The organism is Gilliamella sp. B2969 (genome assembly GCF_026536195.1).
Taxonomy (GTDB): Bacteria; Pseudomonadota; Gammaproteobacteria; order Enterobacterales; family Orbaceae; genus Gilliamella.
In genome coordinates this window covers 1-25,164 of sequence record NZ_JAFNOP010000017.1, presented here as the reverse complement: position 1 = coordinate 25,164, position 25,164 = coordinate 1, and the positions used below count along the sequence as shown (strand labels likewise).

The 25,164-nt window shown below is 37.3% G+C and carries 33 protein-coding genes; all 33 read left to right on the top strand.

Annotated features, from left to right (window positions below; translation table 11 throughout):
* Positions 1 to 930 carry a recombination-associated protein RdgC gene (gene rdgC / locus J3U66_RS12455; RefSeq protein WP_267349208.1) on the top strand — a complete coding sequence of 310 codons (930 nt, stop codon included), beginning with the start codon at positions 1 to 3 and terminating at the stop codon, positions 928 to 930.
* 372 nt (positions 931 to 1,302) lie between these two features.
* A complete protein-coding gene (locus J3U66_RS12450; protein ID WP_267349206.1) occupies positions 1,303 to 1,716 on the top strand; it encodes a hypothetical protein in 414 nt (137 codons plus the stop codon).
* Between the two features lie 303 nt (positions 1,717 to 2,019).
* Positions 2,020 to 3,093 (top strand): DNA-methyltransferase, encoded by a 1,074-nt coding sequence (locus J3U66_RS12445; RefSeq protein WP_267349204.1) that lies wholly within the window; start codon positions 2,020 to 2,022, stop codon positions 3,091 to 3,093.
* Between the two features lie 25 nt (positions 3,094 to 3,118).
* The gene (locus J3U66_RS12440) at positions 3,119 to 3,442 is read left to right on the top strand and encodes a phage holin, lambda family (RefSeq protein WP_267349202.1); all 324 of its coding nucleotides are present in this window, start codon (positions 3,119 to 3,121) and stop codon (positions 3,440 to 3,442) included.
* A 23-nt stretch (positions 3,443 to 3,465) separates the two neighbouring features.
* The gene (locus J3U66_RS12435; RefSeq protein WP_267349200.1) at positions 3,466 to 3,906 is read left to right on the top strand and encodes a D-Ala-D-Ala carboxypeptidase family metallohydrolase; all 441 of its coding nucleotides are present in this window, start codon (positions 3,466 to 3,468) and stop codon (positions 3,904 to 3,906) included.
* Complete coding sequence (locus J3U66_RS12430; protein WP_267349199.1) at positions 3,903 to 4,211, top strand: hypothetical protein; 309 nt, start codon at positions 3,903 to 3,905, stop codon at positions 4,209 to 4,211. Before J3U66_RS12435 ends, J3U66_RS12430 begins: the two co-directional genes overlap by 4 nt.
* 176 nt (positions 4,212 to 4,387) lie before the next feature.
* Entirely contained in the window at positions 4,388 to 4,936 is a 549-nt protein-coding gene (locus J3U66_RS12425) for a DUF7338 family protein (RefSeq protein WP_267349197.1), read from the top strand.
* A gap of 94 nt (positions 4,937 to 5,030) precedes the next feature.
* Positions 5,031 to 5,315 carry a DUF4406 domain-containing protein gene (locus J3U66_RS12420; protein WP_267349195.1) on the top strand — a complete coding sequence of 95 codons (285 nt, stop codon included), beginning with the start codon at positions 5,031 to 5,033 and terminating at the stop codon, positions 5,313 to 5,315.
* Positions 5,316 to 5,327: 12 nt separating this feature from the next.
* On the top strand, positions 5,328 to 5,510 hold the full coding sequence (locus J3U66_RS12415) for a hypothetical protein (protein ID WP_267349188.1): 183 nt from the start codon (positions 5,328 to 5,330) through the stop codon (positions 5,508 to 5,510).
* A gap of 199 nt (positions 5,511 to 5,709) precedes the next feature.
* The gene (locus J3U66_RS12410) at positions 5,710 to 6,291 is read left to right on the top strand and encodes a hypothetical protein (protein WP_267349187.1); all 582 of its coding nucleotides are present in this window, start codon (positions 5,710 to 5,712) and stop codon (positions 6,289 to 6,291) included.
* Between the two features lie 2 nt (positions 6,292 to 6,293).
* A complete protein-coding gene (locus J3U66_RS12405; RefSeq protein ID WP_267349185.1) occupies positions 6,294 to 8,222 on the top strand; it encodes a phage terminase large subunit family protein in 1,929 nt (642 codons plus the stop codon).
* 7 nt (positions 8,223 to 8,229) lie between these two features.
* Entirely contained in the window at positions 8,230 to 8,472 is a 243-nt protein-coding gene (locus J3U66_RS12400; protein ID WP_267349183.1) for a DUF6148 family protein, read from the top strand.
* Positions 8,472 to 10,079 (top strand): phage portal protein, encoded by a 1,608-nt coding sequence (locus tag J3U66_RS12395; RefSeq protein WP_267349182.1) that lies wholly within the window; start codon positions 8,472 to 8,474, stop codon positions 10,077 to 10,079. Before J3U66_RS12400 ends, J3U66_RS12395 begins: the two co-directional genes overlap by 1 nt.
* A 62-nt stretch (positions 10,080 to 10,141) precedes the next feature.
* Positions 10,142 to 11,578 (top strand): S49 family peptidase, encoded by a 1,437-nt coding sequence (locus tag J3U66_RS12390; RefSeq protein ID WP_267349180.1) that lies wholly within the window; start codon positions 10,142 to 10,144, stop codon positions 11,576 to 11,578.
* Entirely contained in the window at positions 11,578 to 11,955 is a 378-nt protein-coding gene (locus J3U66_RS12385) for a head decoration protein (RefSeq protein WP_267349179.1), read from the top strand. The genes J3U66_RS12390 and J3U66_RS12385 overlap by 1 nt, the downstream gene beginning before the upstream one ends.
* 12 nt (positions 11,956 to 11,967) lie before the next feature.
* Positions 11,968 to 13,011 carry a major capsid protein gene (locus J3U66_RS12380; protein WP_267349178.1) on the top strand — a complete coding sequence of 348 codons (1,044 nt, stop codon included), beginning with the start codon at positions 11,968 to 11,970 and terminating at the stop codon, positions 13,009 to 13,011.
* Positions 13,012 to 13,057: 46 nt separating this feature from the next.
* Positions 13,058 to 13,528, top strand: a complete 471-nt coding sequence (locus J3U66_RS12375) for a hypothetical protein (protein WP_267349176.1) — start codon at positions 13,058 to 13,060, stop codon at positions 13,526 to 13,528.
* Complete coding sequence (locus tag J3U66_RS12370; RefSeq protein ID WP_065733734.1) at positions 13,521 to 13,829, top strand: hypothetical protein; 309 nt, start codon at positions 13,521 to 13,523, stop codon at positions 13,827 to 13,829. The genes J3U66_RS12375 and J3U66_RS12370 overlap by 8 nt, the downstream gene beginning before the upstream one ends.
* A gap of 5 nt (positions 13,830 to 13,834) precedes the next feature.
* Positions 13,835 to 14,425, top strand: a complete 591-nt coding sequence (locus J3U66_RS12365; protein WP_267349174.1) for a phage tail protein — start codon at positions 13,835 to 13,837, stop codon at positions 14,423 to 14,425.
* Positions 14,425 to 14,985: a hypothetical protein gene (locus J3U66_RS12360; protein ID WP_267349173.1), complete on the top strand. Its 561-nt coding sequence runs from the start codon at positions 14,425 to 14,427 to the stop codon at positions 14,983 to 14,985. Before J3U66_RS12365 ends, J3U66_RS12360 begins: the two co-directional genes overlap by 1 nt.
* 8 nt (positions 14,986 to 14,993) lie before the next feature.
* Positions 14,994 to 15,251, top strand: a complete 258-nt coding sequence (locus J3U66_RS12355) for a hypothetical protein (RefSeq protein WP_267349172.1) — start codon at positions 14,994 to 14,996, stop codon at positions 15,249 to 15,251.
* Complete coding sequence (locus J3U66_RS12350; RefSeq protein ID WP_267349171.1) at positions 15,251 to 16,693, top strand: phage tail sheath family protein; 1,443 nt, start codon at positions 15,251 to 15,253, stop codon at positions 16,691 to 16,693. The genes J3U66_RS12355 and J3U66_RS12350 overlap by 1 nt, the downstream gene beginning before the upstream one ends.
* Before the next feature lie 5 nt (positions 16,694 to 16,698).
* On the top strand, positions 16,699 to 17,202 hold the full coding sequence (locus J3U66_RS12345; protein ID WP_267349169.1) for a phage major tail tube protein: 504 nt from the start codon (positions 16,699 to 16,701) through the stop codon (positions 17,200 to 17,202).
* A 64-nt stretch (positions 17,203 to 17,266) separates the two neighbouring features.
* Positions 17,267 to 17,590, top strand: coding sequence for a phage tail assembly protein (locus J3U66_RS12340; RefSeq protein WP_267349168.1), 324 nt, complete (start codon positions 17,267 to 17,269; stop codon positions 17,588 to 17,590).
* Positions 17,591 to 17,746: 156 nt separating this feature from the next.
* Complete coding sequence (locus J3U66_RS12335; protein WP_267349166.1) at positions 17,747 to 19,792, top strand: hypothetical protein; 2,046 nt, start codon at positions 17,747 to 17,749, stop codon at positions 19,790 to 19,792.
* Positions 19,792 to 19,998 (top strand): tail protein X, encoded by a 207-nt coding sequence (locus J3U66_RS12330; RefSeq protein ID WP_267349165.1) that lies wholly within the window; start codon positions 19,792 to 19,794, stop codon positions 19,996 to 19,998. Before J3U66_RS12335 ends, J3U66_RS12330 begins: the two co-directional genes overlap by 1 nt.
* The gene (locus tag J3U66_RS12325) at positions 19,991 to 21,208 is read left to right on the top strand and encodes a phage late control D family protein (protein ID WP_267349163.1); all 1,218 of its coding nucleotides are present in this window, start codon (positions 19,991 to 19,993) and stop codon (positions 21,206 to 21,208) included. Before J3U66_RS12330 ends, J3U66_RS12325 begins: the two co-directional genes overlap by 8 nt.
* Complete coding sequence (locus tag J3U66_RS12320; RefSeq protein ID WP_267349161.1) at positions 21,208 to 21,843, top strand: phage baseplate assembly protein V; 636 nt, start codon at positions 21,208 to 21,210, stop codon at positions 21,841 to 21,843. The genes J3U66_RS12325 and J3U66_RS12320 overlap by 1 nt, the downstream gene beginning before the upstream one ends.
* Entirely contained in the window at positions 21,840 to 22,466 is a 627-nt protein-coding gene (locus J3U66_RS12315) for a phage tail protein (RefSeq protein ID WP_267349160.1), read from the top strand. Before J3U66_RS12320 ends, J3U66_RS12315 begins: the two co-directional genes overlap by 4 nt.
* On the top strand, positions 22,459 to 22,791 hold the full coding sequence (locus J3U66_RS12310) for a GPW/gp25 family protein (protein WP_267349159.1): 333 nt from the start codon (positions 22,459 to 22,461) through the stop codon (positions 22,789 to 22,791). The genes J3U66_RS12315 and J3U66_RS12310 overlap by 8 nt, the downstream gene beginning before the upstream one ends.
* Positions 22,788 to 23,930, top strand: coding sequence for a baseplate assembly protein (locus J3U66_RS12305; protein ID WP_267349157.1), 1,143 nt, complete (start codon positions 22,788 to 22,790; stop codon positions 23,928 to 23,930). Before J3U66_RS12310 ends, J3U66_RS12305 begins: the two co-directional genes overlap by 4 nt.
* A gap of 50 nt (positions 23,931 to 23,980) precedes the next feature.
* A complete protein-coding gene (locus J3U66_RS12300) occupies positions 23,981 to 24,610 on the top strand; it encodes a phage tail protein (RefSeq protein ID WP_267349156.1) in 630 nt (209 codons plus the stop codon).
* A partial coding sequence (locus tag J3U66_RS12295; RefSeq protein WP_267349155.1) for a phage tail protein occupies positions 24,603 to 25,164 on the top strand: 562 nt, incomplete at its 3' end. The genes J3U66_RS12300 and J3U66_RS12295, both read left to right, overlap by 8 nt.

Sequence of the window (25,164 nt, the reverse complement as noted above, 5' to 3'; positions counted from 1 at the left end):
ATGTTTAAATCATTTATTGCATATAAATATAACAGTTCAGAAACTGACGTTAGTAAAATTAATAAACAAATAAAAAATAAAGATTTATTGTTCACAGAACTAACTAATTTTGATACGTTTTCAGAGGGTTTTAGTTGTTTTTATGATGATACATTTATTATTGAATCAGATAACAGAATTTTATTAAAAATTACGTTTTCGTCTAAAACAGTTTCAAATAAAACAGTTGATTCATTATTGAATGATAAAATTGAACAACTAAAAACGACTGAAAAAATAGACGAGGTTAGCAACGCAGTTCGTGAAATTTATAGAGAGCAGTTATATCGAGAATGTATAAAATATACTGAACCGGTCAACAAAATTGTTTATTTATTAATAGATCAGCATATAAATTATATTTATGTTAGCACGTCTAATTCAAATATAGCAGAGGACGCGTTACATTTATTACGTAAATCCCTCGGCAAATTAGTTTGTCGTCAACTCGAATCAATAAATGCACCTTCATTTTTGTCATCGTTTTTATGTTGTACAACAAAAAAACATATATCTGAATATATTGTTATTAGCGATTATCCAATTTTAACAGCAGTAGATGATAACTCATGTTGTGTCAAGTTGGATGGTATCTCACGTTGTGCACAGCCGTTTATAGATATTTTAAGCGGATTGTCAATTAAATCGATTGATATGATGCTGCTCGACGATTTAACATCAGAACAATTAGCCATTTTTTCACTTTTAATTGGCAGAAATGGTATTTTTATATTTAAAAAATTTAAATACGACGTGGAATCTATTGACGAATCAGATACTACAAATGATAGCTCATATTTTTACACGTCTAAAATGCTGCTAATTGGACGATATATGAGATTGATAATTGAATCATTTGTTGATTTTTTTGAAATTCAGGATGATAAATAATGCAGCGATTAGACACAATAAAACTAAATTCATTTATTGAATATAAAAACGAGTTATTAGAATTAATACGAGTTGATTTTTTAGATGAAACAGCAGATGTTTTTAATCATCAAACAAAAAACTACTAAAACAATTGGTCTATTTGAATATGTAATTCCGGTTGATGTAAAAATACAAAAAATATCTACTGGGGACACGTTCCCAGTTTGTAGACACAATGACGAGGATTTTTTTTGGTTAAACGCAGCTGACAATTTAATACGCATAGCTCCAATATTGAAATCCGCTGCAGAAACACTGAAACGATTGGGTTATACGTATCGCGGAGGTGCTCAATGGTGTCCTCCGGTTAAAAAAAGGGAGAACATTTGAATGAAATTTACAGAATTGAGAAAGAAATTAAAATCAGCAAAAATCATTGAAAAACCGACCCACGACTGGGTTTATAGTCCAGGATTAGATATTGATTGTGACGAATATTTTCAATTAGACGATATTAATGAGCATTTTCACGAAACAGAAAAACCATTTTTTGTATTTGATTGTGATGAAGAACGCTGGCCCGGTATTGATATTTATGAAGCAATAAACGATTCTCTGTTGGATTTTTATGACGATGCGAAATCCCAAATAACAGAATCCGACTATAATGAATTAAAAAATTTTATAGATAACTGGAATAAAAAACAAAACGTGGTGCAATACGTTCCAAATCATGACAAAATAATAATCCTAGATAAGGATCGTTATGACAAATTTTTAAACTATGTTCAGGAAACACAGTGAATGATAATAAAATAACCAATTGATTTTATTTGTTAAATTAAATTATCTAAAAAAATAGTTGCGAAACATTAATTTTTTAGGTAGGATTTAAGCATAAATATATATCGTGCCACAAAACCGCTTAGAGCGGTTTTTTTATGCGCACAAAAAAATAAACCACCGCCTCGGTGGTTTTTTTATGCATGAAAATGGGCGATTGCAACGTGCAGGAACACGTTACAATCAACTCCCCATGCAAGTGATCATGGTTCGTCTAAAGCCCATCCGCCATCATGACAGCGGACTGATCATATAGAAAAACCTATGTTCAATCAAATAAAAATAAAAAATTCTACATTAGTGAACGCTGATTCACTCACATATATAAAAACATTACCTGACAACTGTATTGATTTAATTCTAACGGACCCACCTTATTTTCGTGTTAAAAACGAAAAATGGGACAGACAGTGGGACAGTGAAACAGAATATCTGGCGTGGCTAGATGATTGTTTTGCTGAGTTTTGGCGAGTGTTAAAACCGCACGGTTCGTTATATGTTTTTTGTGGTTCGAAATTAGCTGCAGATACTGAAATATTAATGCGACAGCGTTTTCATGTTTTAAATCATATTATCTGGGCAAAACCTAACGGGACCTGGTTACGCACTAAAAAAACCGATTTACGTTCGTTTTTTCCGTCCACAGAACGAATTCTATTTGCTGAACATTATGGAGCAGACGGTTCGGCAAAAGGGTGCATCGGCTACGGGCAAAAGTGTCAGGAACTTAAGGCTAAGGTTTTTGCACCGTTAATTGAATATTTTAAACAGGCTCGTGAATCGTTATCAATTTCAGCGGCAGATATTAATCGAGCAACTGGTACGCAAATGTGTTCGCACTGGTTTAGCTATAGTCAGTGGCAGTTACCAAATGAAAAGCAATATAAAGCTTTGCAAGAATTATTTTGTCAAAAAGCATCAGAATTGCAACTACAATCAGAATTAAAACAAAGTCATTCTGAGTTAATTACTGAATACGATTGTTTGCGTAAAGATTATGAGTTGTTGTCATTAAATTTTAGTGAATTAAAACAGCAATACGAATCATTGCGCCGTCCTTTTTATGTTACCGCCGATGTTCCTTACATTGACGTCTGGAATTATAAACCTGTTCAATATTATCCGGGTAAACATCCTTGTGAAAAACCGGCCAACATGATTCATGACATGATCAACGCTGCATCACGTCCGGGCGATGTTGTAGCGGATTTTTTTATGGGTTCCGGTGTTGTTATTAAACAATCACAAATATTAGGTCGTTATTCAATCGGTGTTGAATTAGATGAAGAACGATTTAATCAAACATTATCAGAAGTTAAAGTTTCTGGCCCGGAATGAGGGCATTATTATGATGAGAAAAAATATGTATAAAAATACAATTTTGGATTGGCTGCAAGCGAATTGGCCAATGATTTACGCAGCACTCATGGCGTTTGTAATAGCTTTTGGTCGATTAACTTATGACGGTGTTGGAGGTCGTAGAAAATGGGTTGAAGCCATTTTTTGCGGTGCTGTAACTATGTCAGCTAGTACTGGATTAGAGTTTTTTGGTTTTTCTGTCACATTAGCACCATTTGTGGGTGGCGTGATTGGCTGGCTCGGTATAGATAAATTACGTCAGTTGTCACACGCAATTGTCGATAAAAAAGTTGGTATAAAAAATGACGATGACGATAAAAGAAACTAAAAAATTCAAATCGGAGAACTGTAATGAAATTGACTGAGCATTTCACACTAGACGAGTTTACACGCTCAACAACAGCGAACAGATTAAAGATTGATAACTCAGTGCCGGCGGACCTAATGCCTAATATTAAATTAACCGTGTCACAGTTAGAATTAGTTAGGCAAGCTTTAGGAACGCCCATTATTATCACTTCTGGTTATCGTTGTCCTGCGCTAAATGCGCGTGTTGGTGGAGTCGCAACCAGTGCCCACACGAAAGGATTAGCGGTCGATTTTCATTCGTCTTTTGGTACACCTAAAGAAATTTGCCAACGCTTAATCGATGCAGGTGTCGAGTTCGATAAATTAATTCAAGAGCACAATCAGTGGGTACATATCGGATTTAGTCCATCAAAAAACCGTCAAATAGTACTCACAGCAGTTAAGAACGGCGGTAAAACAGTTTATTTAAATGGTTTAGTATGAATAAAGCATATATCACAGTAGCAATCTGTTTTGCGTTATTCATATATGTAATATTTGATTTATATCAAGATAAAAAAACCGCTCAAAAGGAAGTGATAACATTAACAGAAAAAATGTTATCACTAGAACAACAGATAGAAAAAAACAATAAAATCATAGCACAACGAGAGCAAGAAAAATCTCAGGACGCTATCTCAATAAAACAACTGCATGAGCAAATGAAAAATGTTCTTAAAAACAATCAATGCGCTAATGAGTATATGCCTAATAACGTGTCTGATTGGATGCGGAACGGTAAAAACTGAGTACGTTTATAAATGCAATATTCCTGTATCACTGACACAGTCAAATAATGAGCCTCATATTGATAAAAAAATCACATGGGGGCAATGTCCTATTTTATACACTGAATTGTTAAATGAATTCAGGCAATGCAATGCAGATAAAAGAGCTATCAAACAAATTACTGATGTGAAATAAAATGAGAAAACTATTAAATTATTTAAATTGGTTGCCGTTGGCTGTAGCTGATTTGTTTGTGACAACATTAGCCATTTTTATTGTGCCGTTTGTTGTTCCATTCGCTAAAAATGAACATTTACCGAAATATTTTCGATGGTTAGAAACATATGACAACCCTATAACTGGAGAACCATCGCATTGGAAGCGTTGGGAGTGGGTCAGAAAATTATTAGGTGAAAGGCTTGGGTTATATTTCCAAACTGTTGGCTGGTTGTGGAGAAATAAGGCTTATAACTATAGTTATTATGTCAGCGGTCGAGAAATATACCCCGAGTATAAATGCTACGGCAATCCGTTGGTTGGAAATAATAAATCATCAACAGGTTATAACTTAGTATTAGCAGACAACGCGTGGTGCCTGTTTGCATTATTGCCATTTTTCAAAATAGGGAAATATCAAATTTGTTGGCGCATTTATATCGGCTGGAAAATAAAAAGCAGATCGTTATCCAAAAATAAATCTGGTAGATCAATGTTAGCTATATTTATTGGATTTAGAATTAAATAAATTGCACATCGGCTGAGTATTAGTGCGACTGAATAAAAAATTACTCAGCCACTATTAAAATAGGTGGGGACATGTTCCCAGTAGAGATAATAAAATGAAAATTTATATTGCAGGTCCTATTTCGGACTATGAAGATTATAATCGTGAAGCATTTATGATTGCGGAAGAAAAATTGAAACGAGTTCCAGGGGATATAGTATTAAATCCCGCTTCGTTACCTACAGGATTAGATGAACATGAATATATGGATATCTGTTTAGCCATGCTGCGTTGTTGTGATGCTATCTATTTATTAAATGGTTGGAGAGCTAGTGCAGGAGCGTCAGCAGAATATGCGCTGGCGTATAAACTGGGTCTAAAAATTATTAATCAATCATGAATGGCAGAAACAATGATTACTCTAGAAGAAAAGATATTAATGATAAAGGGGCTGATTTCTGAATTATCAGAAACGCAACAATTAAATGTTAATAATTTAGTCAATTTTTTACGTGAACAGTCATCTAAAAACCTAATCGAAACATCAATCGCTATATCATTAATCTCGTGTGAATTAGAATTAAATCAACGGTAACCCCCTAATAGGTACTTCCGCCGGGGGGAGTCCATTGCGGGGGCTTGCGCCTCCCGAGATTTATATATTTTTTAAAATTTTTTAGGGTTTACAAAATAGTGACAAAGTGACAGAGGTTTTATTTATGCTTTATTTTTCAATAAATTATAAGTGAAAATTTTGTCACTTTTATTTTTTGATATTATTGGCGTGAGACAAAATGAGTGACAAACGTGACAATTTGGTTTCAGCATCAGAGTTATCCCGACAATCCGGTGTAACAAAGCAAACAATATCAAGAAAAATTAAAAGTAGAATTCTACAACCAGTTGAATACACAGCTAGCGGACGCCCTCTATTTGATTTGGATTCATCATTAAAAATACTAGATGAACAGCAATCATTTGATGATGATAAATCAAATCAGCAATTGTTATTAAATAAAGGTGGACGACCGAAATCTGTTGTTTCTGATGATGAACAATCTAACACTAATCAGCCTAACGATGATGTAATTCGTTTTAATCGTGCTCGAGCAGACAAAGCTGTTTATCAAGCTCAGTTGGCTAAGATTGAAGTTGACGAAAAGCTGAAAACCGTTGTCTCAACTGAATCTGTAAGGCAACAAGGAGCCGAACTTGGTTCGGTTTTACTGAACGCATTAACAAATTTACCTGATCGTCTTTCTGACGAACTAGCAACGTTAGATGATTCACGTGAGATACACAAATTATTAACTTCTGAAATTAATATGATGATTATTGATATACGAAAACAACTCGGAGCAGTGGAGATTGAATAATAGTGAATTCGTTGCATATAGCGAATCATTCATTAATTGATGGATTTTGCGCAACGTTTCAGCCAATTCCAACATTGACGGTTAGTGAATGGGCAGCTAAATATCGAGTCTTACCAAAATCTGGAAGTAGTTCGCCGGGACCGTGGCGAAATGAGAAAACCCCGTTTCTTGTCGAGATCATGGATGTACTTTCTCCATCTTATCCATGTCGGGAAGTCGTCTTCGCGAAAGGTTCACAAATAGGAGCATCAGAAACTGGTCTCAATTGGTTGATGTATACAATCGATGTTTCACCCGGCCCAATGTTAGCTGTTCAACCAACAAATAAATCAGTCGAGCGCTGGAGTAAACAACGTATAGGACCATCTTTAAAGCAGTGTTCTAGACTAATAAATAAAATTTGTTGGGGCGACGGTAACACTATTTATCAAAAAGAATTTATCGGCGGAATGCTTATTTTGACCGGTGCTAATAGTCCAGCTGATTTAGCATCGCTGCCCATAGAAAACTTATATTGTGATGAAGTAGATAGGTTCCCGGCAGGTGTGGGCGAAGAGGGAGACCCAATAGGGCTTGCTCTCAGACGCATGTCTACGTTCCCACGCGGAAAAGCTTTTTTTACATCCACACCGACCGTGCTCGGAGTGTCTAGAATTTGGATTTTATTTTTAGATAGTGATCAACGATACTTTTATGTTCCTTGTCCTCATTGCGGTGAATTTCAGACAATTGAATTTGAGCGATTGAGTTGGCCTAAAGGGCAGCCTGAGAAAGTAGCGCTGGCATGTCTGCATTGTGGTTCGTTAATTTATGAACACAGCAAAACCAAGATGTTAGCGAACGGCTATTGGAAGGCTCACAATCCTGGTCATCATCGCGTTGGATTTCATCTATCGTCGTTATATTCTCCGGTCGGTTGGTTATCGTGGACCGAAATAGCTCGGATGTTTGAAGAAATTTCGGACGATGTCGAGATGATAAAAGTTTTTACAAACACAATTTTGGGGCTGCCATACGAAGAAAGCGGAGAACAAATTGCAGCAGAATATCTACTTCGTCGTCGTGAAACGTATGAATCAGATATTCCAGATGGTGTTTTCTTTCTCACTCTTGCTGTTGATGTACAGCAAGATTGGTTGGCATACGAAATATGCGGATGGGGAATTGATGAGGAATCATGGGGGATAGAATACGGTGAACTTCATGGTGATTTATCAGTTCTAACTAATAACGATGAAACGAATCCTTCGGTATGGGAACAAGTTGATCATCTGCGTAGATCTGTCTACAAACGAAAAGACGGCTCAGAACTTCGTATTGCATGCACAGTTATAGATTCAGGTGGTTGGTGGACTGATGAAGTATACGCATATACAAAACCTTTAAACAAGTTTCGTGTCTATGCGATCAAAGGAGCGTCAACGTTCGACCGTCCTTTATTATCAAAGCCAACTCGTAACACTAAAAATAAATGTAAATTATTTGTTTTAGGGGTCAGTCAAGGAAAAATTTTAGTTCAAAAAAGACTAAAAAAAGACAGTCCCTCTGCTGGCTATTGTCATTTTTCAGATGATGAAAGCCGTGGTTATGATGCGCAATATTATGCAGGTCTAACGAGTGAAAAATTAACAATCAATGTAAAAAAAGGGAAGTTGGTACGCGAATGGGTAAAACCTAAGGGCATTGCAAATGAGCCCTTTGATTTACGTGTTTATGCTACCGCAGCTATTCGAATATTAAACCCTGACTGGAAGCGGATAGCAAAACGTTCTAATTATGTGAAACGATCAAACATGAATAGCACAGTTGAAACGCCACCTGCTAATGCAGCAACTGAACCTGTTCAGGTTCCGATTATTTCAAATAATCAGAAATCAAAAAATAAAATAAAACTCCGCAGCGTCAAAAAAAAGGGGGGTATATCAATATAGGTAATTTATGACTCAAATAGATTTATCATCACTGACACCAAAACAGTTAGCTGCTCACATGTTTAATCAATATTTAAATGCTGAAACGGCTATTCTCGCAGGTGCTCAATCGTATTCAATTTCTGGTAAAACTCTCACTCGTGCAAATTTAGCCGACATAGTTAAACAGCGCAAATATTGGGAAAACAAACTAGCAGCATTAAACGGGAAGAGCGCCCGAAAATTTCGAACAGTTCTAGCGAGGCACTAATGCGATTAATTGAAAAAGCAATTTCTGTTATTTCCCCAGCATGGGCTGCAAAAAGAGAAGCCAATTTGCTCAAAATTCAAGCTGGGACATATGCTAGAAATATTATTCGCGGTGGTAATTCGTATACTGGCGCAACGAATAAACGTTCGATGCATGACTGGGCAACGAATAACAATGACGCTAATAGCGCAATGTTAAATGATTTACCGATTTTACGTGAGCGATGCCGAGATCTGTATAACAACACGCCTGCAGCACGAGGCGCTATTAGTACAATTAATACTAACGTAATCGGAACGGGTTTGATTTTAAGATCAACTCCCGACATTGAAGTTCTCGGCATAACTGACGAAGAAGCGCAGGAACTTTCAGATACAATTGAACGAGAGTTCTTGTTGTGGGCTAATAGTCAATTGAGTTGTGATTACACTCGAAAATTAAATTTTAATGAAATTCAGCGATTGGTTAGTGTGTCTCAACAAATTTCCGGTGATGTTTTTGTTTTAATGCCATGGGTTAATAGAAAGGGGTCTATTTATGATCTGAAACTGCAATTAATTGAAGCGGATCGTATTTGTAATCCTAACGACATGCCGGATGATAAAAACATTGCAGGGGGTATTGAATATGATGACGATGGTATTCCCGTTGCTATTTATATCAGAACACCTCACCCTGGTAATATATTAGACCTCAGCGTTCCTACATGGAAACGAGTTGAGTATTATGGAGCTAAAACTGGCAGACGTAATGTTCTGCATGTCATGGAACATGAGCGAATAGATCAGGCTCGCGGTGTTCCTATTTTAGCTCCAGTTATAGAAACAATAAAACAAATATCGAAATACAGCGAGGCTGAGATAGCTGCAGCTGTTGTTAATGCTGTTTTAGCTGTTTTTATAAAACGTCCAGTTCCCGATGATTCTACGCCTGTAGATTACGGTGACGATGATGAAGAAAAGCCATGGGAAAACACAGATTATCAATTGGGATCAGGTACGTGGATTGACGGTGCTCCAGGCGAAGAGCTTCAGGTTGTCAATGCTGCACGTCCTAGCAATCAATTCGATCCGTTTTTTCTCGCAACAATGAAACAAGTCGGAATGGCATTAGAATTACCGTTTGAAATTTTAATCAAACATTTTTCGTCAAGCTATAGCGCATCCCGGGCAGCATTGCTTGAGGCATGGAAAATGTTTAGAGTTAAACGTAGTTTTATCATTAGTAATTTTTGTCAGCCCGCATACGAAGAATTTCTCACAGAAGCGGTCATTAAAGGTCGTGTCAATGCTCCCGGATTTTTGTCTGACCCTGCTATTCGAGCAGCATATTGTGCTGCCCAATGGGTTGGGCCAACACCAGGACAACTTGATCCTGGTAAAGAGTATGACGCAGCTAATAAAGCGGTCGAATATGGCTTCAGCTCACGGACGAGAGCTACAGCAGAACTAAATGGGCAAGATTTTGAAAGCGTGATAAAAGAAAAAGCCCGCGAAGAAGCCTTGATGCGTAAGTTAAATGTTAGTTTGAATACATCTACATTTCAGCCGATCGCTCAATTAGGACGAGAACAACAAAATAATAATGAGGATGATAATGAAACGTGAAAAATAAAAAACAACTCTGTCATCGTGTGCTGTCTTTTATAAGCAACACACCGTGGGCGATTATGCCCACAGCTCTAAGTAAAATCATCTCAATTGCAAATCGTAGTTACTCAGATCCTCAACTTGTTGCAGCAATTAAATCAGAACAGAAATTATCAGTCATTGATTCTAATGATAATACTGATATTGCTGTTATTGACGTGATCGGTTCTATATTCACTCGTGCGAATATGTTTACTGAAATCTGTGATGCTGTAGCAATTAATGAGCTAGAAATTGAGTTAGATAAGGCTCTTTATGACGATTCAGTAAAAGCTATTATTTTGCGGATTGACTCACCAGGCGGTGAGGTCACTGGAATACATGAATTTGCTAATTATTTAGATGAAGCCTGTTTAATCAAACCTATTGTTGCGTACGTGCACGGAATGGCGTGTTCAGCAGCCTATTGGATAGCGTCAGCAACCAGTCACATTTATGCAGATAAAACAGCCACCCTTGGCAGCATCGGTGTTGTCGCAGCTTGGACTGATGATAGCAAAGCTCGCACCGACGCCGGTTTAACTGATTACGAAGTTGTTTCATCACAATCACCGAACAAGCGATTGGATCCAACCAAAGACGCTGGTAGAGCTGAATTACAAAAACACATAGATGGATTAGCAGACATATTTATCGATGACGTTGCAGAATTTCGAGATGTTACGCGAGATAAAGTTCTGGCCGATTTTGGACGGGGAGGGACTTTCTTAGCTGATGAAGCTGTAACGAGAGGTCTGGCAGATGAAATCAGCAGTTATCGAGATGTAATAGCAAAACTATCAACAGAAAATACTAACAATATTAATGGAGTACCTAATATGGGTGTTAAAGCAAAACGAGATAAACAAAACTTTTCGTTGAAAGCGTCTGGCCGAGCGTCAGAAGACGACGAATTAGATAAACAAGGCGCGGATGACATTGAAGACGATCGACAGTCAGCAGATGAAGATGAGAAAGATTTAGATGCTGAAGAAGACGAAGACGACTTAGCTGAAGATGACGATGACGATAAGCTCGACGAATCAGCAGAAGATGATGATTTCGACGATGAAAAAAAGGACGATGACGAAGAGAGTCCAGCAGCTAAAAAAGCAATTAATGCGCTAGCTCGTAAACAGCCAAATCTTTATCGTGCAATCATTAAACGCGGTGCTCGTCGCGAACGAAACAGAATCGCTAGTATCGACGATTTGAACATCGTCGGCCATAACAAACTAATTCGTAGTGCTAAGTATCATCAGCAATTAACAGCAGAACAAACATCGTATGCTGTTCTGAGAGCTGAACAACAGCGACGTTCAAAACTATCAGATGATTATGCTGCTGAAGCTAGTTACAGGGTTCCAGTATCAACAGGTGCTACATCTAAAGAAATGACGGCCTCATCTGATGAAAAATCATTCTTGCAAAATGTGGCTGCGGGGGCTAAAGCTTTATTAAACGGAGGTAAACGATAATGCAAAAACTAGACGAGTTCAAACCCGACAATTTAATTGCCGGTTATATGCATCAAACAACTGAACAAGTTTTTTTAAAATCTGGTTTTGTTTACAAAAGAGGCTCGGTATTAGCGAAAACGTCAACGGGTGAATGCGCATTAGTTGATAGTTCAAATACTGACACGAGTGCAGTTTATGGAATTTTAGCTCTTGACGTTGACGCAACTAACTCAGCTCCGCTTTCTCGTCCCTTTGGAGTTGTTTATCTTTCTGGTGAATTCAATAAAAGAGCATTAATTTTTGGGGGTAACGATACGCTCGAACAGCATATCGATGCAGCACGCAAACAAGGGCTGTATTTTGTTGACACATCAGCAACAACAACTAACGACTAAATAGGAAATAAAATGTCAGAAAACAGTATTTATAAACCGCGGCTACTAGTTGCTGCGTTAGAACAAGTTTCAGTACCTCGTCGATTTTTATTAGACACATTTTTTCATACAGTTAAAACATTTGAAACTGAAAAAGTTGATATTGATATTAAACAGGGGAATCGCGACATTGCAGCATACGTTCATCCGTTATCAAAAGGTCGGTTAGTTGAGAATGCGGGATTTCAAACTAAAACAGTTGCTCCGTGCTATACAAAAGAAATCAAAAGTATCAGGCCGAACGATACTGTTACGAGAGGTTTCGGTGAGGACTATACTAAACCACTAACACCCGCCCAACGAGAACAACGTTTACTCGGTGAACGATTATTTGATCTTGACTCTCGTATAGTTCGACTAGAAGAAGTTATGGCTGCACAAGCTTTAATAAACGGTGAAATCTTTGTTAAAGGGCAGGATGGAGACTTTAAAATAGATCTAGGCTATACGCAAGGTCGCCAAAAAATATTCTTGTCAGGAGATAAATGTTGGGATCGAAATGGTGACCCTATGTTTGATCTCGATGACTGGTCTGATAAGATTGGTGAGCGATCAGGTATGTCACCGACTATTATAATTTGCGGTAAAAAATCCGTTCGCGCAATCATTGATAATGAAAAAACTCAGAAACGGTTAGATATTCTAAATTATCATGTTGGTGAAATTAATATTCAGCAAAATCAGCAATTAGCAGATCAGGGGGTTAGATTTCACGGTTATTTAGCTCCATCTAATATACCTATTTTTTCATACAATGAAACATTCACAGATCCAGTAACAGGTAATACCACTCCATTGATACCGGATGATGCGGTGCTCATCGGTTGTAAATCAGCTGGTTGTCAAATGCTATATGGAATGATTCAAAATTTACACTCATTACAGGCCATGCCTCGATTCCCTCATTCGTGGCTAGAACAGGACGGCAGCGCTCGTTACATTCAACTAGAATCGGCCCCTCTGCCGAATCTGTATCAGGTCGATGCATTTATTTGTGCACGAGTATTGTCTAATTAGTAAATTTAAAAAAGTGGGGACATGACCCCACTTTTAAGGATCTTCTATGTCTAAAAAATATATAAAATTAATTGGCCCTGTTTTTCATAATTACATCGAATATACAACGAACTCAATTCTATCTATTCCTGATGATATTACAGAATCTGAGGCAGATCGTCTTATAAAATTAGGTGCAGCTAAATATGAAACAGTAACTGTTGTTTTCACTAAAAGCGCCACAAAATCATTAATTAATGATATGACAAAAAAACAATGTCAGGAGGAATTAACAGCTGCAGGAATTGTTTTTGATAAAAAATTAAATCTAGCTGAATTACAAAAACTAGTTTCAGATCATCGAACTACATCCAAAATTACTGACGAATCAGACGATGATGAATTCGATATCAACACGTTAACGCGTGAACAACTTGAATTAGAGCTAACAGCTCGTGCTATTGAATTCACAGCAGAGCAATCTGAAGATGAATTACGTCAATTGTTGATTGATGATGAATCTGATAACGATGAGTGATTTTAAACAACAGTTACAGCTCGATAATGCAAACGTATTTTTTAACAAAAATGAGTTTGCATTTTCTATTCAGTGGAACGGTTATCCGTTAACTGTTGTTGACGAAACACCAACTGAGTCAACACAGTTCACACACGGTATTGAATCAGAAACCGTTATTTATCGTTGTGATATTAACTCATTGTCGCCTGCGCCGACATCTCGCGAACGCGTTAATATTGACGGTCAAATGTGGCGAGTTGCATCAGTCCAAAAATTAACAAATGATTTAGTTATTCGATTAGAGCGATTAACGTCATGATCACGATGAAAATTGACGCGGGTCAGTCACGAATTAGCAGTTCAGTTTTAAAAAAACTAGGTGATAAAGCTGATAAAGTGGCTGCTGATGCAACTAATCGCTCGTTAGCTGGTATGCGCACAGATGGTACAAAGCTAGTAGTCAAAGAAAGTGGCATCGTCCGAAAAAAAGTTTTTTATTCATTCACTGTCTTCAAGGCCAGTTCGTCAGTGCAAACGCATAATGCGCGAGTCGAAATCACAGGTAATCCTATTGGTTTAGCTAAATTTAAATACAAATTTAAAAAACCAAAAAAAAGTAAAAAGGGGCTGTCTCCTGGTAGTTTATCGGTCAGTTTGGGTCAAAAAACTATTACATTTCAGCATGCATTCGTTGCGACGATGAAATCTGGACATGTCGGAATTTTTGAACGACAACGAGGTGTTTTAACATCCTCAGGACGTGAAAAATTACAAGAATTGTTTGGGCCGTCTATACCTCAATTTGCCGGTCGAAAACATATCACTGATACCGTTCAGTCTAAAGCGCAAGAGCGATTTTCCACACGATTTAATCAGCAAATGGAAAGGTGGCTCAATAAAACGGGAGCTAGATAATGTCATCATATTTATTAATTGACGAATTAAAAACACGATTAAATGACGAGCTGGACGAGTGGTATCTGGAGCATCCTACTGGCAATCAATTACATCGAGCTAAACCCAATATCATGATTGGCCAACTTCCACCCAAAACATGTTCAATGCCCACAAACGCTGGAACTCAACAAAAAACCGACAGCGATGTGCCATTTATTTTAATTCGCCCGCTAGAAATTTCGTTATCTAACGATGAGCCATGCCTGCAAATTATTAACATTGCAATTATTTGTGGTATTCATGTTTCAGATAGTTACGAAAAATACGAACAAGGGATCGAGGAAGTTGTTAATTTAATGGATAGAATTACGCTATTTATTAAAAAATATCAATTTTGGGGTAAAAATTATTTTTATCACGATGATGAAATTAAATCTACATTTGGTTTACCGAAATCTATTGACCCATATGAAGCCGGTCTGCAGTCTGATGCGCCGTATTTTGCCGCTGTTGCTCTCACTACGTTTCAGCGAAAAATTAGCATTCCTAAAATAGAACTAAATCAAACATTTTCATAGAGGTTTTTATGTCTCAAAAAATTTATTTGGGTCCGACAATGTCAGGTCAGGGCATCACTATAACTACAGGTTCAATATTTAACGGCTCAACACCGCCAGAAATTGCAACACGGCAACAGAGCGATGCCAATTTTGCAGCGTTGTTTGTTTCTATTGATGAAGTGGCGGAAGCTAGAATAGGTATTCGCACCGGTAATACATTTTTAGCAGAGTGCTATAAAAATGTTCATCAGAATTATATAAATAGTAAAAAAGGGGTTAATTAATGGCTTTTTATCATGGTGTTGAAGTTAAACAAATACCGACTTCGATTATTCCCGCTCGACAAATTTCTGCGTCAATTCCCGTTTTTATTGGTTGCGCTCCAATTCATCGTTTATCAGAACAATCACGCGCAGCTAAAAACGGTGATGTCGTTTTATGTCATAACAATGCTGCAGCTGTACGCGCACTCGGTTACACACAAAACGATGATTTTGAAAAGTGGGGTTTATCAGAAGCTGCATATACTATGTTTGTTTTATATGCGTGTGCCCCTGTTGTTTTTATCAATATATTTGATCCAGCTGTTCATAAAAAAGCTGTTACTGACGAATCTGTCGCATTAAGTAACGAAACAGGTCAGTTAGCTAACAGTGATTTAATTAAGTGTGTTTTAACAACAGCTGAGGGAATCGAATGTGCTGAAGGTGTCGATTATTCGTTAAATAAAATCACTGGTAAAATTAGCATCTCAAAAAACGGTCTATTAAAAACAGCAACGTCTGTCAACGCGACATATACATATGCAGCGCCAGAACTTGTCACAGTAAATGAATGTATTGGCGGTGTTGATTTTAACACAGGCAAAACAACCGGTATTCAGCTCGTTGATCGTGTATTTTCTCAGTATCGAGTTTTGCCCGGTGTTATTTGTGCGCCTGGTTTCAGTGATAATCCGTCTGTTGCTGCAATAATGGCTACAAAGGCTAGCTCAATTAACGGTATTTTTAGAGCCGTTGCTATTGCTGATTTACCTCAAACATTACCTGATCCGTCACTTGCTCCCGAATATAAATTGAAAAACAATTTAGTTCAAGAGGATCTAATTGTATGCTGGCCACGTGCGGTTTTTAATAATCAAATTATAAGGTTATCAACATTGTGCGCCGGCGTTATTGCAGACACTGACGCTAATCACGATGATGTCCCGTATGCGAGTCCGTCAAATAAATTATTGCAAATGCAAGCGGCAACAGCAGATAACGTTAATGAGCTATGGCTAGGCCCTGATGAAGCTAATGCTCTAAACGCAAACGGAATTGTCACAGCATTTAATTTTATTGGTGGTTGGAAATTATGGGGTAACCGAACAGCGTGTTTTCCTGACGTTACCGACATTAAAGACACCATGATTTCTAATCGCCGAATGTTTGGTTGGTACGGTAATCAACTGATTTTGACTTGGTGGCAGAAAGTAGACGAGCCGATTGGACATAGACTCGCTCAAACAATCATGAACAGTGAGCAAATTAATCTGAATAGCTACACAGCCAAAGGTTATATTTTAGGAGGGCGTATCGAGCTTTTAGAGAGCGAAAACAGTACATTAGATTTGATGGACGGAATGGTTCAATTTCATATCAACTGGGGTACGCAGTCACCTGCTGAACGTATTAAATTTAGTCTTGAGTATGATCCAGACTACCTCTCAACATTATTTGGGTAATAAAAATGGCAGTAGTTAATTACAAAATTTACAAAGACGGCAAAGATTTTCTAGGCACTACACAGCATGATGCTCCGGCGATTTCTGCGGTTGTTGCTGAAATGAAAGGCGCTGGCATTGGTGGCTCTGTTGAAGTTCCGGTTAAAAGTCTAGTCCAGGCGATGTCAATGACATTAACATTAAATGATGTTACGCCTCAAATTTATTCGATTTTGACGCAAGAAGCTCATCACATCGAGCTGTGGTCTGCAATTCAGGACACAGATCCGAAAACGGGTCAATTAGTGATTAAACAACAGAAATTGATATATCGAGCAATTCCTAAAACTAACACTGTTGGAAAATTCGTACCGGGCGAAACTCAGGATCGCTCTGTTGAATTTTCAGTGCTTTACTATCGAGAAATTTATGATGGTAAAGATATTATCGAAATAGACCCGTTAAATTGCATTTATCGTGTTAATGGTAAAGATGAGAATTCTGACATTCGTAAAGCAATTGGTCTTTAATAAAATTTCTATTCATTTCACATCCTTTTGCCCGCTAACCGGGCTATTTTTTTAAGGTTTAATTATGAGCAACACAACAGAAATAGACACAACTAAAAAAAACAATGTTATTAATTACAAATTAAAACAGCCTAAAACAATTGATGGCGTTGAATATGAATCAATCGATTTGGATTTTTACAGTCTTACCGGTGATGACATTGCAAATACTGAATTTGAAATGATCTCGTCAGGAAATATCGTTGCCGGACCCGCGGAATTTAACAAAACATATTTGATGCATATCTCAGCACGTGCTGCAAAGTTGCCCGTTGAAACATTAAAACGTTTTTCAATTAAGGATATTTCAGCTATCACAATGATGACTCAAAATTTTTTGATGCAGTAGTCGGTAGAATTTCTGCTGACGATATTATGACAATAGTTGTGATGTTATCACGAGCAAATAATACATCCTCTGATTTTTATTTAAAACAACCTCTGTTAATGCTGAAGAAATGGATTAACGTAACAGTTAAAGCAAACAAATTGCAGGAAACTAAAAATGGCTAAATCGTCTAACATGATGCTGTCGTGGATCATGAAAGGGAAATTAGATCAGTCGTTGATTAAAGCCACGCGCGAAACAGCAAAACATATTGATAGCATAAAAAAATCCGCAAGTTCTCTCGGTAAACAGTTTAGCGCGTTATCTGGTCCTCTCAAAGCTGTTAAAACTGCAATGATCGGTAGCGTTGCTGGAACCATCCCCGCGTTAATGTTAATTGCTAAAAATACGGCCGAATCAGGTGATCAGTTTGACAAAATGTCACAAAAGGCTGGAATTTCAGCAAAAACATTGAGTCAATTATCACATGCTGCAAATATGAGCGGTGTTTCAACCGAGCAATTCGGCGCAAATATTTTAAAATTGAATCAACAAATCGCATCTGCAGCAACTGGTAACAAATCAGCACAATTAGCGTTTAAACGAGCAGGTGTTAATATTCGTGATAGTGCTGGTAAATTAAAAACCGCAGATCAGGTCATGCTCGAAATGTCAGACACGTTCAAAAAAATGCCGGAGGGCATTTATAAATCAGATCTGGCAATGGCCGTTTTTGGTAAATCGGGTGCTGATATGATCCCATTACTACAAGGTGGTAGTGAATCAATAAAAGACTTGATGACTCAAGCGGACGAACTCGGCATGACATTTAGCAATGATGAGGCTGTTGCTGGCGCTGAATTTTGCGATAGTTTGGATTTACTTAAAAAATCAGCTCGTGGTTTGACTAACACAATCGGCAAACAGCTAATCCCAGTCATCACGCCCTTAATTCAGTCATTAGCAAAGTGGATATCTGCGAATCGTGAGTTAATTTCAAATAAAATAGCTGAATTTATCGAAAATTTTAAAGCTGCATTACCTCAAATTAAAGAGTTTTTAACTGGAATTTGGACCGGAATTAATGATACAGCAACTGCGCTGGGCGGTTGGATGCCGCTTTTGCAAAACTCTGGAAAATTATTCTTGACGATTAAAGCAATTCAGTTTGCAATGTGGTTAAAAACGACGGGTAAGGCTGTTTTGATGCTGAGCAAATCATTTTTAAAAGCGATACCCGCGATTATTAAATTTGGCATTGCTCTGCTCGCAAACCCGATCGGAATGGTGATTGCCGGAATTACAGCATTAGTCGTTGCGGGATATTTTTTGTATAAAAATTGGGACAAAGTTGTCGCATTTATAAAAAATATGTGGAACGGCGTTAAAACCTTTTTTTCCGAAAAATTTGCGAGTATTACGAAATTATTTGACGACGGTTTTATCAATGGGATTTTGAATTTATTAAAAAATTTCAATCCGGTAACCCTTGTAATGGATGCAATTGATGGAATTTTTAAATATTTTACCGGTGTGAGCCTCATCGATGAAGGCGCAAAATTCATAAAATCATTCGGCGACGGCATTGTTAACACGTGGCAATCAATTAAAAAGGCCGTTATTGATACGTTTACTGGATGGATGCCTGACTGGCTAAAAAGTGGCTTTAAAACTGTTGGTGTTGATATTGACGCTGTTCGTTCAAATGCAGGTATTGATGTTGATGCTCATCACGCAAATGGTGCAATTGTTCGTCATCGTCAAATTGCTGAAATTGGTGAAGACGGCCCTGAGGCGGTTATTCCGCTAACAAAACCCGCTCGCGGAAAACAATTATTAATGCAATCAGCAAAAATCATGGGATTAAATTTAAATCCTGTTGCTGATAATAATGCGTATTCTACAGCTAAAAATTTAACCAGTTCACCGGTTACGCAAAAAATTAATGTTATCGGCTCTAAAACTGATTATTCAGGGATAACAGAAAACCAAGGTTTTAGTTTAATTGATGAACTGACAAATGGTTTAGCTCAAACAATTAACAACAACAATCAAAAAACATCATTTAGTCCGTCGTTTAATCCAACAATCACAATCACCGGTGTTTTAAATAGTGATGAGATTAAAAAACAGATTGAAAAAGTACTCAACGAACAACGTGTTGAGTTTGAAAAACAATTTAAAAATTATCAATATCAACGTCAACGAATTGGAGTGTCTTAATGAAATGGCATTGTATAACTCGACAAGGCGATACGTGGGATATTTTAGCTCATGATATTTATGGTAGTGAGAAATTGATGCATATTCTCATTGCTGCAAATCCAGCTCACGCTAACACAATAGTTTTCACAGCGGGTATTCAGTTGATTATTCCCGAAACACCACGCGTTAACAGTAATTCAATGAGGGCACCATGGGATGATTGATGAGAATGATGTTACTGATTTTGTTAATAATGCATTAAATTGGTTATCAAGTTCACCTCGGAAAACTCGTCTAGTACTGTCGTATAACGATACAGATATCACTCACGATATATCAAATTATATTGAATCGTTTTCGTTTACTGAGCGTGCAAAAAATGGTGAATCTGACGATTTGAATATAACAGTTGAAAATACGACAGGAATCTGGTCAAACGGTTGGTTTCCAGATCGAGGAGCTACACTATGCGCACAAATCATCACTGAAAATTGGAATAAACCGAATGACTATTACATGCTCGATTGCGGTTCGTTTGAAATTGATGATTTAACTGATAGCGGGCCAACATCAACATTTACAATTGGTGCGCTATCTGTCGGTATCACATCTAGCATTCGTGGCGAATCACACAGCAAAGCCTGGGAAAATTTCAAATTATCGGGTTTAGTTAATGAAATAGCTGAACGTCATGGGTTTTCGGTTTTTTTTGATAGTGATTATGACCCAGTAATTGACAGATTTGACCAAAAAAACGAGTCAGATCTCGAATTTTTGTTGAAAGTTGCTGAGTACATCGGTGTTAATATTCGATTGTCGCACGGTAAAATCATCGTGTACCAGGAACGGTTATATGATGCCAAAGAGGTGTCGTTAACATTATCAAAAAATGCGGACGGGTTTATTAGTCACTCGTTTCGTGCGTCCAGTGCTGATATTTATTCAGCGTGCCAGGTTCAATTTTTAGATAGCAAAACAGGAAAATTAGTCACATATCAATACACCCCTGACGGTAGATCGGGTGTGATAGGTAAAGATGATTCAAAATCAAAATCTGGCGGTGAGGTCAAGATAGATCCGGAAACGCGAATGGTTATAACTACGCCTGCTAATCAATCAAAAAATGGTAGCGAGAAAAATGAAATCAGCGAACCTAAAGTTGGAAAGGTTCTCAAGATAAATCGTCGTTGCAGTAATCTGGCTGAAGCTGAAAATCTCGCGAAAGCCAGTCTACGCAGGAAAAATTCACGTGAAATCACCGGTTCGCTAACGTATCTCGGTAATCTTTATTTGCGAGCAGGACTAACAATTGGAATTAGTGGTTTTGGCTTGTGGGATTATAGTACGTGGGTTATTGAAGAGGTGACACATTCCTGGTCTGTTTCCAGCGGTTTTGAAACATCGATAGAAATAAGAGGCGTGTTAGGTTATTAATGGATACAACAGAAGAATTAAAACAGTTGATACGCTGGGGAACTATCGTTTCAGTTAACAAAAACAACACAGCACGTGTTCAGTTTTCTGATATTGATAATATCGTCTCATATGATTTACATATTTTAGTTAGCAATGCTAATAAAAATAGATATCAAGCACCACCGGACGTCGGCTGTAATGCTCTATGTATTATGATGCCCACTGGGCATAGTGATGGTTTTATTGTTGGTACATTTTATAATGCAAAAAATTCGGCTCCGATCGATTCACTGAATCAAATTATGCATTGGACGTTTGAAGATGGTACAGTTTTAGATTATGACAAATCGACAAGCACACTAACAGCTGATGTTAAAGGTCCTGTTGATGTAAAAACCACATCAACCGCATTAGTGGATGCTGCAACGTCAGCGACTGTAAAATGTCCAGATATTCAACTGCACGGCGATGTAACAATAACTGGAAATTTGACTGTGGTTTCCGGTGGCGCTGTTGTAGCAGAAATCAGCGCAAAAAAAATGGCCATCACAGGTGAAATATCAACAACTAATAATATTTCAATCAAGGGTGGCGATTTAAATGTAACCGGAAATATTACTGCCACAGGTTGTGTGAAGGGGTCAAATATATGAGTTTTGTCGGTAGTAGTTCAAGCCCAAGTATATCTGATTTTTTAAATTTTAATCTTAGTGATTTTGGGATTTCGTTCGGTATCGGTTCATTCGGTGACATTGTTTTCACTGTCAGCGCATCACATATTAAAACGTTTGACGAATTTTCTCGTCGTTCAGCTGCGAAATTTGCAGATCATGAAATCGCAGGTAGAAAACCAATATCAGAATTCACCGGCGAGGAACTTGACGAAATTACATTTAATATTCAACTAAATCGAACGTATGCAAAACCAGAGAGAGATTTAATGTTATTAAATAAAATTAAATCATCCGGTATAGCTAATCGATTAATAATTGGCTCTAGAAATTTGGGTAAATTTACATTACGCGAATTTGAAGAAAATTTGACACATGTTGGAAAAAATGGCGCGATTTTATTTGCAGAGGTTGAGTTGACATTAACTGAATATATCGATTCATATTCGAATAATGCATCAACAGCACAGCGCGAAGATGAAGTGCGACGAGGCGAAACCGGAAAAGGCGGGCCACAACGATTGCCTGGCTCTCCTCCGTCATCGAGTGAGCGCCCGATGACGCCAGCCCAGAACGAAACCGGCGAGGATGATACGGATGAATAGCATTATTGTTTCTGCTGATAATAGTAGTATAAAAATCGGCGCTCGTGGTCGTGATGAAATTGTGCAAAATATTCGAATGATTTTAACAACTATGCGCGGTAAGCTCTATTTAGATCGCAATTTTGGTTTAAATCCTGATTTAATTGATACACCTCAACTACAGGCAATGGTCAAATATAGGGAGGAAATCATAAATCAAATCGAGAAATATGAGCCTCGCGTCAATGTTGTAGAAATCAATTTTACTACAAATCAAAATGATGCAATGAATGGTTCGTTAACACCAATTGTCAGGATTGAAATTAAAAATGGGGTATTATTATGACATCATACAATGAGTTAATGCGATTAGATGATGTTAATTTTACTGATACTGACGCAAAAAAAATTGAACAACAAATCATTGATGATTATCAACGTATTGCAAAAACTGTGTTGTATCCGGGTGATCCGATTCGTTTATTTTTAACTACGTTAGCATATCGAATCTCACACGAGCGCTCGATTTATAACATTGCAGCACAACAAACATTGTTACGATATGCAACTGGTTTGCATTTAGATCACATTGGTGCAATGCTCGCAACATTTCGACGTCCTGAATCGTTTTCTGCTTGTATTGTTGAGTTTTCAATAAACCAACCATTAGAATTTGATGTTGTTGTTCCAGCAGGAACTCGTGTTACTAGTGACGGAACTGCAATATTTGAAACGCTGTCAGAGATTAAAATACCAGCGGGTGAATTATCTGCGTCAGTTAACGTTCAATGCCAGTTTGCAGGCAAACAGTTTAACAATATTGAAATTGGTCAGATTGATAAATTTGTTGATCCGATTGCATATATAACTAGCGTTAAAAACATAACAAAAACTACAGGCGGTGCAGATGTCGAAAATGATACAGCGTATAGAGAACGAATCTCGTTAGCTCCTGAAAAATTTTCAGTTGCGGGCCCTAAACTCGCATATCGATATCATGCACTGTCAGCTCATCAAAATATTATTGATGTTGCTGTTGAGAGAACAATTCCCGGTGTTGTTCGTGTTAGTATTTTATTAACTGGTGGCAAAATACCAGACGTTAATGCGACAGAAATTACAGCAGTAAAAAAAATATTGAACGATGACGAATTTCGACCTTTAACAGATACTGTTGACGTTGTTCCGGCTGTCGCTGTAAATCAAAATTATTCGATAAAATGGTTTTTATCTGAATCAAATATATATCAACAATCAATAATTACTCAAAATATCGAACGAGCAGTTGCAGAATATGAATTCTGGCAGTCAACAAAACTCGGTCGTGACATCAATCCCGACGAATTAATTCATCGCTGCAAGCAAGCTGGAGCGAAACGCATTGAAATAACCGGAATGAATTATCGCGTATTAGCTAACAGTGAGGTTTGTTTGTTTGTGAAAGACGATAATCGAATTACATTTGCGGGAACTGAATCAGAATAAATCAAACAACTGGGGACACGCCCCCACTTGTTAAAAATAATGAGAAAAATATGTCTAGCATTTCACTAAACGAAATGCAGTTTAATGACATGCTTCCGCACAGCATAAATCATGACGAAACAATTCAAAATATCAGCAAATCAATAGACGTTACCATCAAACAAACTGAAAACGATTTTTTAAATGTCGATATCTATTCACAAATAGATATCGCTGAAGAGCCGTTGTTGTCTACGTTAGCTTGGCATTTCTCGTTAACTCATGAATATTTGTGGAAATTAGCAGAATCATTAACTGCAAAACGCGAGTTATTAAAAATCTCAACAAAACTACATCAAAAAAAAGGCACACCATGGGCTATCCGCAACATTATTAGAGCACTTGGTTATGGTGACATCGATATTGTTGAGGGTCTCGGAATTCGATATCGAAACGGTCAATTTTGCAGAAACGGTATAAAAAAACATAGCTTGTCAGAAAACTGGGCATGTTATCGAATCATTTTTCATCAACCCATTACAAATGATATTGCTGAATTATTGAGACGAGCAATACCTGAATATGCTCCAGCGCGTTGCAAACTAGTTTCATTAGATTATCGAGCTGCAGCGGCTCGACATAACGGAATGATTAAAAATAGAAATGGGCAGTATAACAGAGGAATCATAAAAAATGGCTGATCTAAAAGAAGAAGCAGTGTGGGAACCAGGTATTTATCAACTAGAAGAATCCGATCCAGTTATTGGTGGGCCTAATGGAATTGATAATCTACAAGCAAAACAACTTGGTAATCGAACACAGTTTTTAAATAAAAAATTATCAGAAATATCAGATAAATTTCAATCATATGATTTAGAAACGTTAGTTAGATCGCCGAAAAAATTGTGTCATATTGTTTTACGAGATAACTCACTTTTTGGAATATATAGTTATGATATAGAAAAATTTAAATGGTTTATTGATGAAAATGGTGTTTTTTCAGGTCATATTTCTGCTAATAATGTTAACGGAATTAATGAACTAATTAAATCAAAATTAGTATTTAATTCATCAACAGATAGTACAGCAGAAGATCAAGTAGCAACGCCACTCGCTGTAAAAAAAACGTATGATTTGGCAAGCGTTATTATTGATTCATTCAGACCGACTGATTTTGAATCTGTAATATTTTCACCGGATAAGATGTTTCATGCTGTTGTGAGAAATGACGGCGTTGTTGGACTATATAACTCAA

What these genes read in the sequence shown, in the direction of transcription:
- rdgC (WP_267349208.1), top strand. Translation starts at nt 1, where the DNA reads ATGTTTAAATCATTTATTGCATATAAATATAACAGTTCAGAAACTGAC.
- J3U66_RS12450 (WP_267349206.1), top strand. Translation starts at nt 1,303, where the DNA reads ATGAAATTTACAGAATTGAGAAAGAAATTAAAATCAGCAAAAATCATT.
- J3U66_RS12445 (WP_267349204.1), top strand. Translation starts at nt 2,020, where the DNA reads ATGTTCAATCAAATAAAAATAAAAAATTCTACATTAGTGAACGCTGAT.
- J3U66_RS12440 (WP_267349202.1), top strand. Translation starts at nt 3,119, where the DNA reads ATGTATAAAAATACAATTTTGGATTGGCTGCAAGCGAATTGGCCAATG.
- J3U66_RS12435 (WP_267349200.1), top strand. Translation starts at nt 3,466, where the DNA reads ATGAAATTGACTGAGCATTTCACACTAGACGAGTTTACACGCTCAACA.
- J3U66_RS12430 (WP_267349199.1), top strand. Translation starts at nt 3,903, where the DNA reads ATGAATAAAGCATATATCACAGTAGCAATCTGTTTTGCGTTATTCATA.
- J3U66_RS12425 (WP_267349197.1), top strand. Translation starts at nt 4,388, where the DNA reads ATGAGAAAACTATTAAATTATTTAAATTGGTTGCCGTTGGCTGTAGCT.
- J3U66_RS12420 (WP_267349195.1), top strand. Translation starts at nt 5,031, where the DNA reads ATGAAAATTTATATTGCAGGTCCTATTTCGGACTATGAAGATTATAAT.
- J3U66_RS12415 (WP_267349188.1), top strand. Translation starts at nt 5,328, where the DNA reads ATGATTACTCTAGAAGAAAAGATATTAATGATAAAGGGGCTGATTTCT.
- J3U66_RS12410 (WP_267349187.1), top strand. Translation starts at nt 5,710, where the DNA reads ATGAGTGACAAACGTGACAATTTGGTTTCAGCATCAGAGTTATCCCGA.
- J3U66_RS12400 (WP_267349183.1), top strand. Translation starts at nt 8,230, where the DNA reads ATGACTCAAATAGATTTATCATCACTGACACCAAAACAGTTAGCTGCT.
- J3U66_RS12395 (WP_267349182.1), top strand. Translation starts at nt 8,472, where the DNA reads ATGCGATTAATTGAAAAAGCAATTTCTGTTATTTCCCCAGCATGGGCT.
- J3U66_RS12390 (WP_267349180.1), top strand. Translation starts at nt 10,142, where the DNA reads ATGCCCACAGCTCTAAGTAAAATCATCTCAATTGCAAATCGTAGTTAC.
- J3U66_RS12385 (WP_267349179.1), top strand. Translation starts at nt 11,578, where the DNA reads ATGCAAAAACTAGACGAGTTCAAACCCGACAATTTAATTGCCGGTTAT.
- J3U66_RS12380 (WP_267349178.1), top strand. Translation starts at nt 11,968, where the DNA reads ATGTCAGAAAACAGTATTTATAAACCGCGGCTACTAGTTGCTGCGTTA.
- J3U66_RS12375 (WP_267349176.1), top strand. Translation starts at nt 13,058, where the DNA reads ATGTCTAAAAAATATATAAAATTAATTGGCCCTGTTTTTCATAATTAC.
- J3U66_RS12370 (WP_065733734.1), top strand. Translation starts at nt 13,521, where the DNA reads ATGAGTGATTTTAAACAACAGTTACAGCTCGATAATGCAAACGTATTT.
- J3U66_RS12365 (WP_267349174.1), top strand. Translation starts at nt 13,835, where the DNA reads ATGAAAATTGACGCGGGTCAGTCACGAATTAGCAGTTCAGTTTTAAAA.
- J3U66_RS12360 (WP_267349173.1), top strand. Translation starts at nt 14,425, where the DNA reads ATGTCATCATATTTATTAATTGACGAATTAAAAACACGATTAAATGAC.
- J3U66_RS12355 (WP_267349172.1), top strand. Translation starts at nt 14,994, where the DNA reads ATGTCTCAAAAAATTTATTTGGGTCCGACAATGTCAGGTCAGGGCATC.
- J3U66_RS12350 (WP_267349171.1), top strand. Translation starts at nt 15,251, where the DNA reads ATGGCTTTTTATCATGGTGTTGAAGTTAAACAAATACCGACTTCGATT.
- J3U66_RS12345 (WP_267349169.1), top strand. Translation starts at nt 16,699, where the DNA reads ATGGCAGTAGTTAATTACAAAATTTACAAAGACGGCAAAGATTTTCTA.
- J3U66_RS12340 (WP_267349168.1), top strand. Translation starts at nt 17,267, where the DNA reads ATGAGCAACACAACAGAAATAGACACAACTAAAAAAAACAATGTTATT.
- J3U66_RS12335 (WP_267349166.1), top strand. Translation starts at nt 17,747, where the DNA reads ATGGCTAAATCGTCTAACATGATGCTGTCGTGGATCATGAAAGGGAAA.
- J3U66_RS12330 (WP_267349165.1), top strand. Translation starts at nt 19,792, where the DNA reads ATGAAATGGCATTGTATAACTCGACAAGGCGATACGTGGGATATTTTA.
- J3U66_RS12325 (WP_267349163.1), top strand. Translation starts at nt 19,991, where the DNA reads ATGATTGATGAGAATGATGTTACTGATTTTGTTAATAATGCATTAAAT.
- J3U66_RS12320 (WP_267349161.1), top strand. Translation starts at nt 21,208, where the DNA reads ATGGATACAACAGAAGAATTAAAACAGTTGATACGCTGGGGAACTATC.
- J3U66_RS12315 (WP_267349160.1), top strand. Translation starts at nt 21,840, where the DNA reads ATGAGTTTTGTCGGTAGTAGTTCAAGCCCAAGTATATCTGATTTTTTA.
- J3U66_RS12310 (WP_267349159.1), top strand. Translation starts at nt 22,459, where the DNA reads ATGAATAGCATTATTGTTTCTGCTGATAATAGTAGTATAAAAATCGGC.
- J3U66_RS12305 (WP_267349157.1), top strand. Translation starts at nt 22,788, where the DNA reads ATGACATCATACAATGAGTTAATGCGATTAGATGATGTTAATTTTACT.
- J3U66_RS12300 (WP_267349156.1), top strand. Translation starts at nt 23,981, where the DNA reads ATGTCTAGCATTTCACTAAACGAAATGCAGTTTAATGACATGCTTCCG.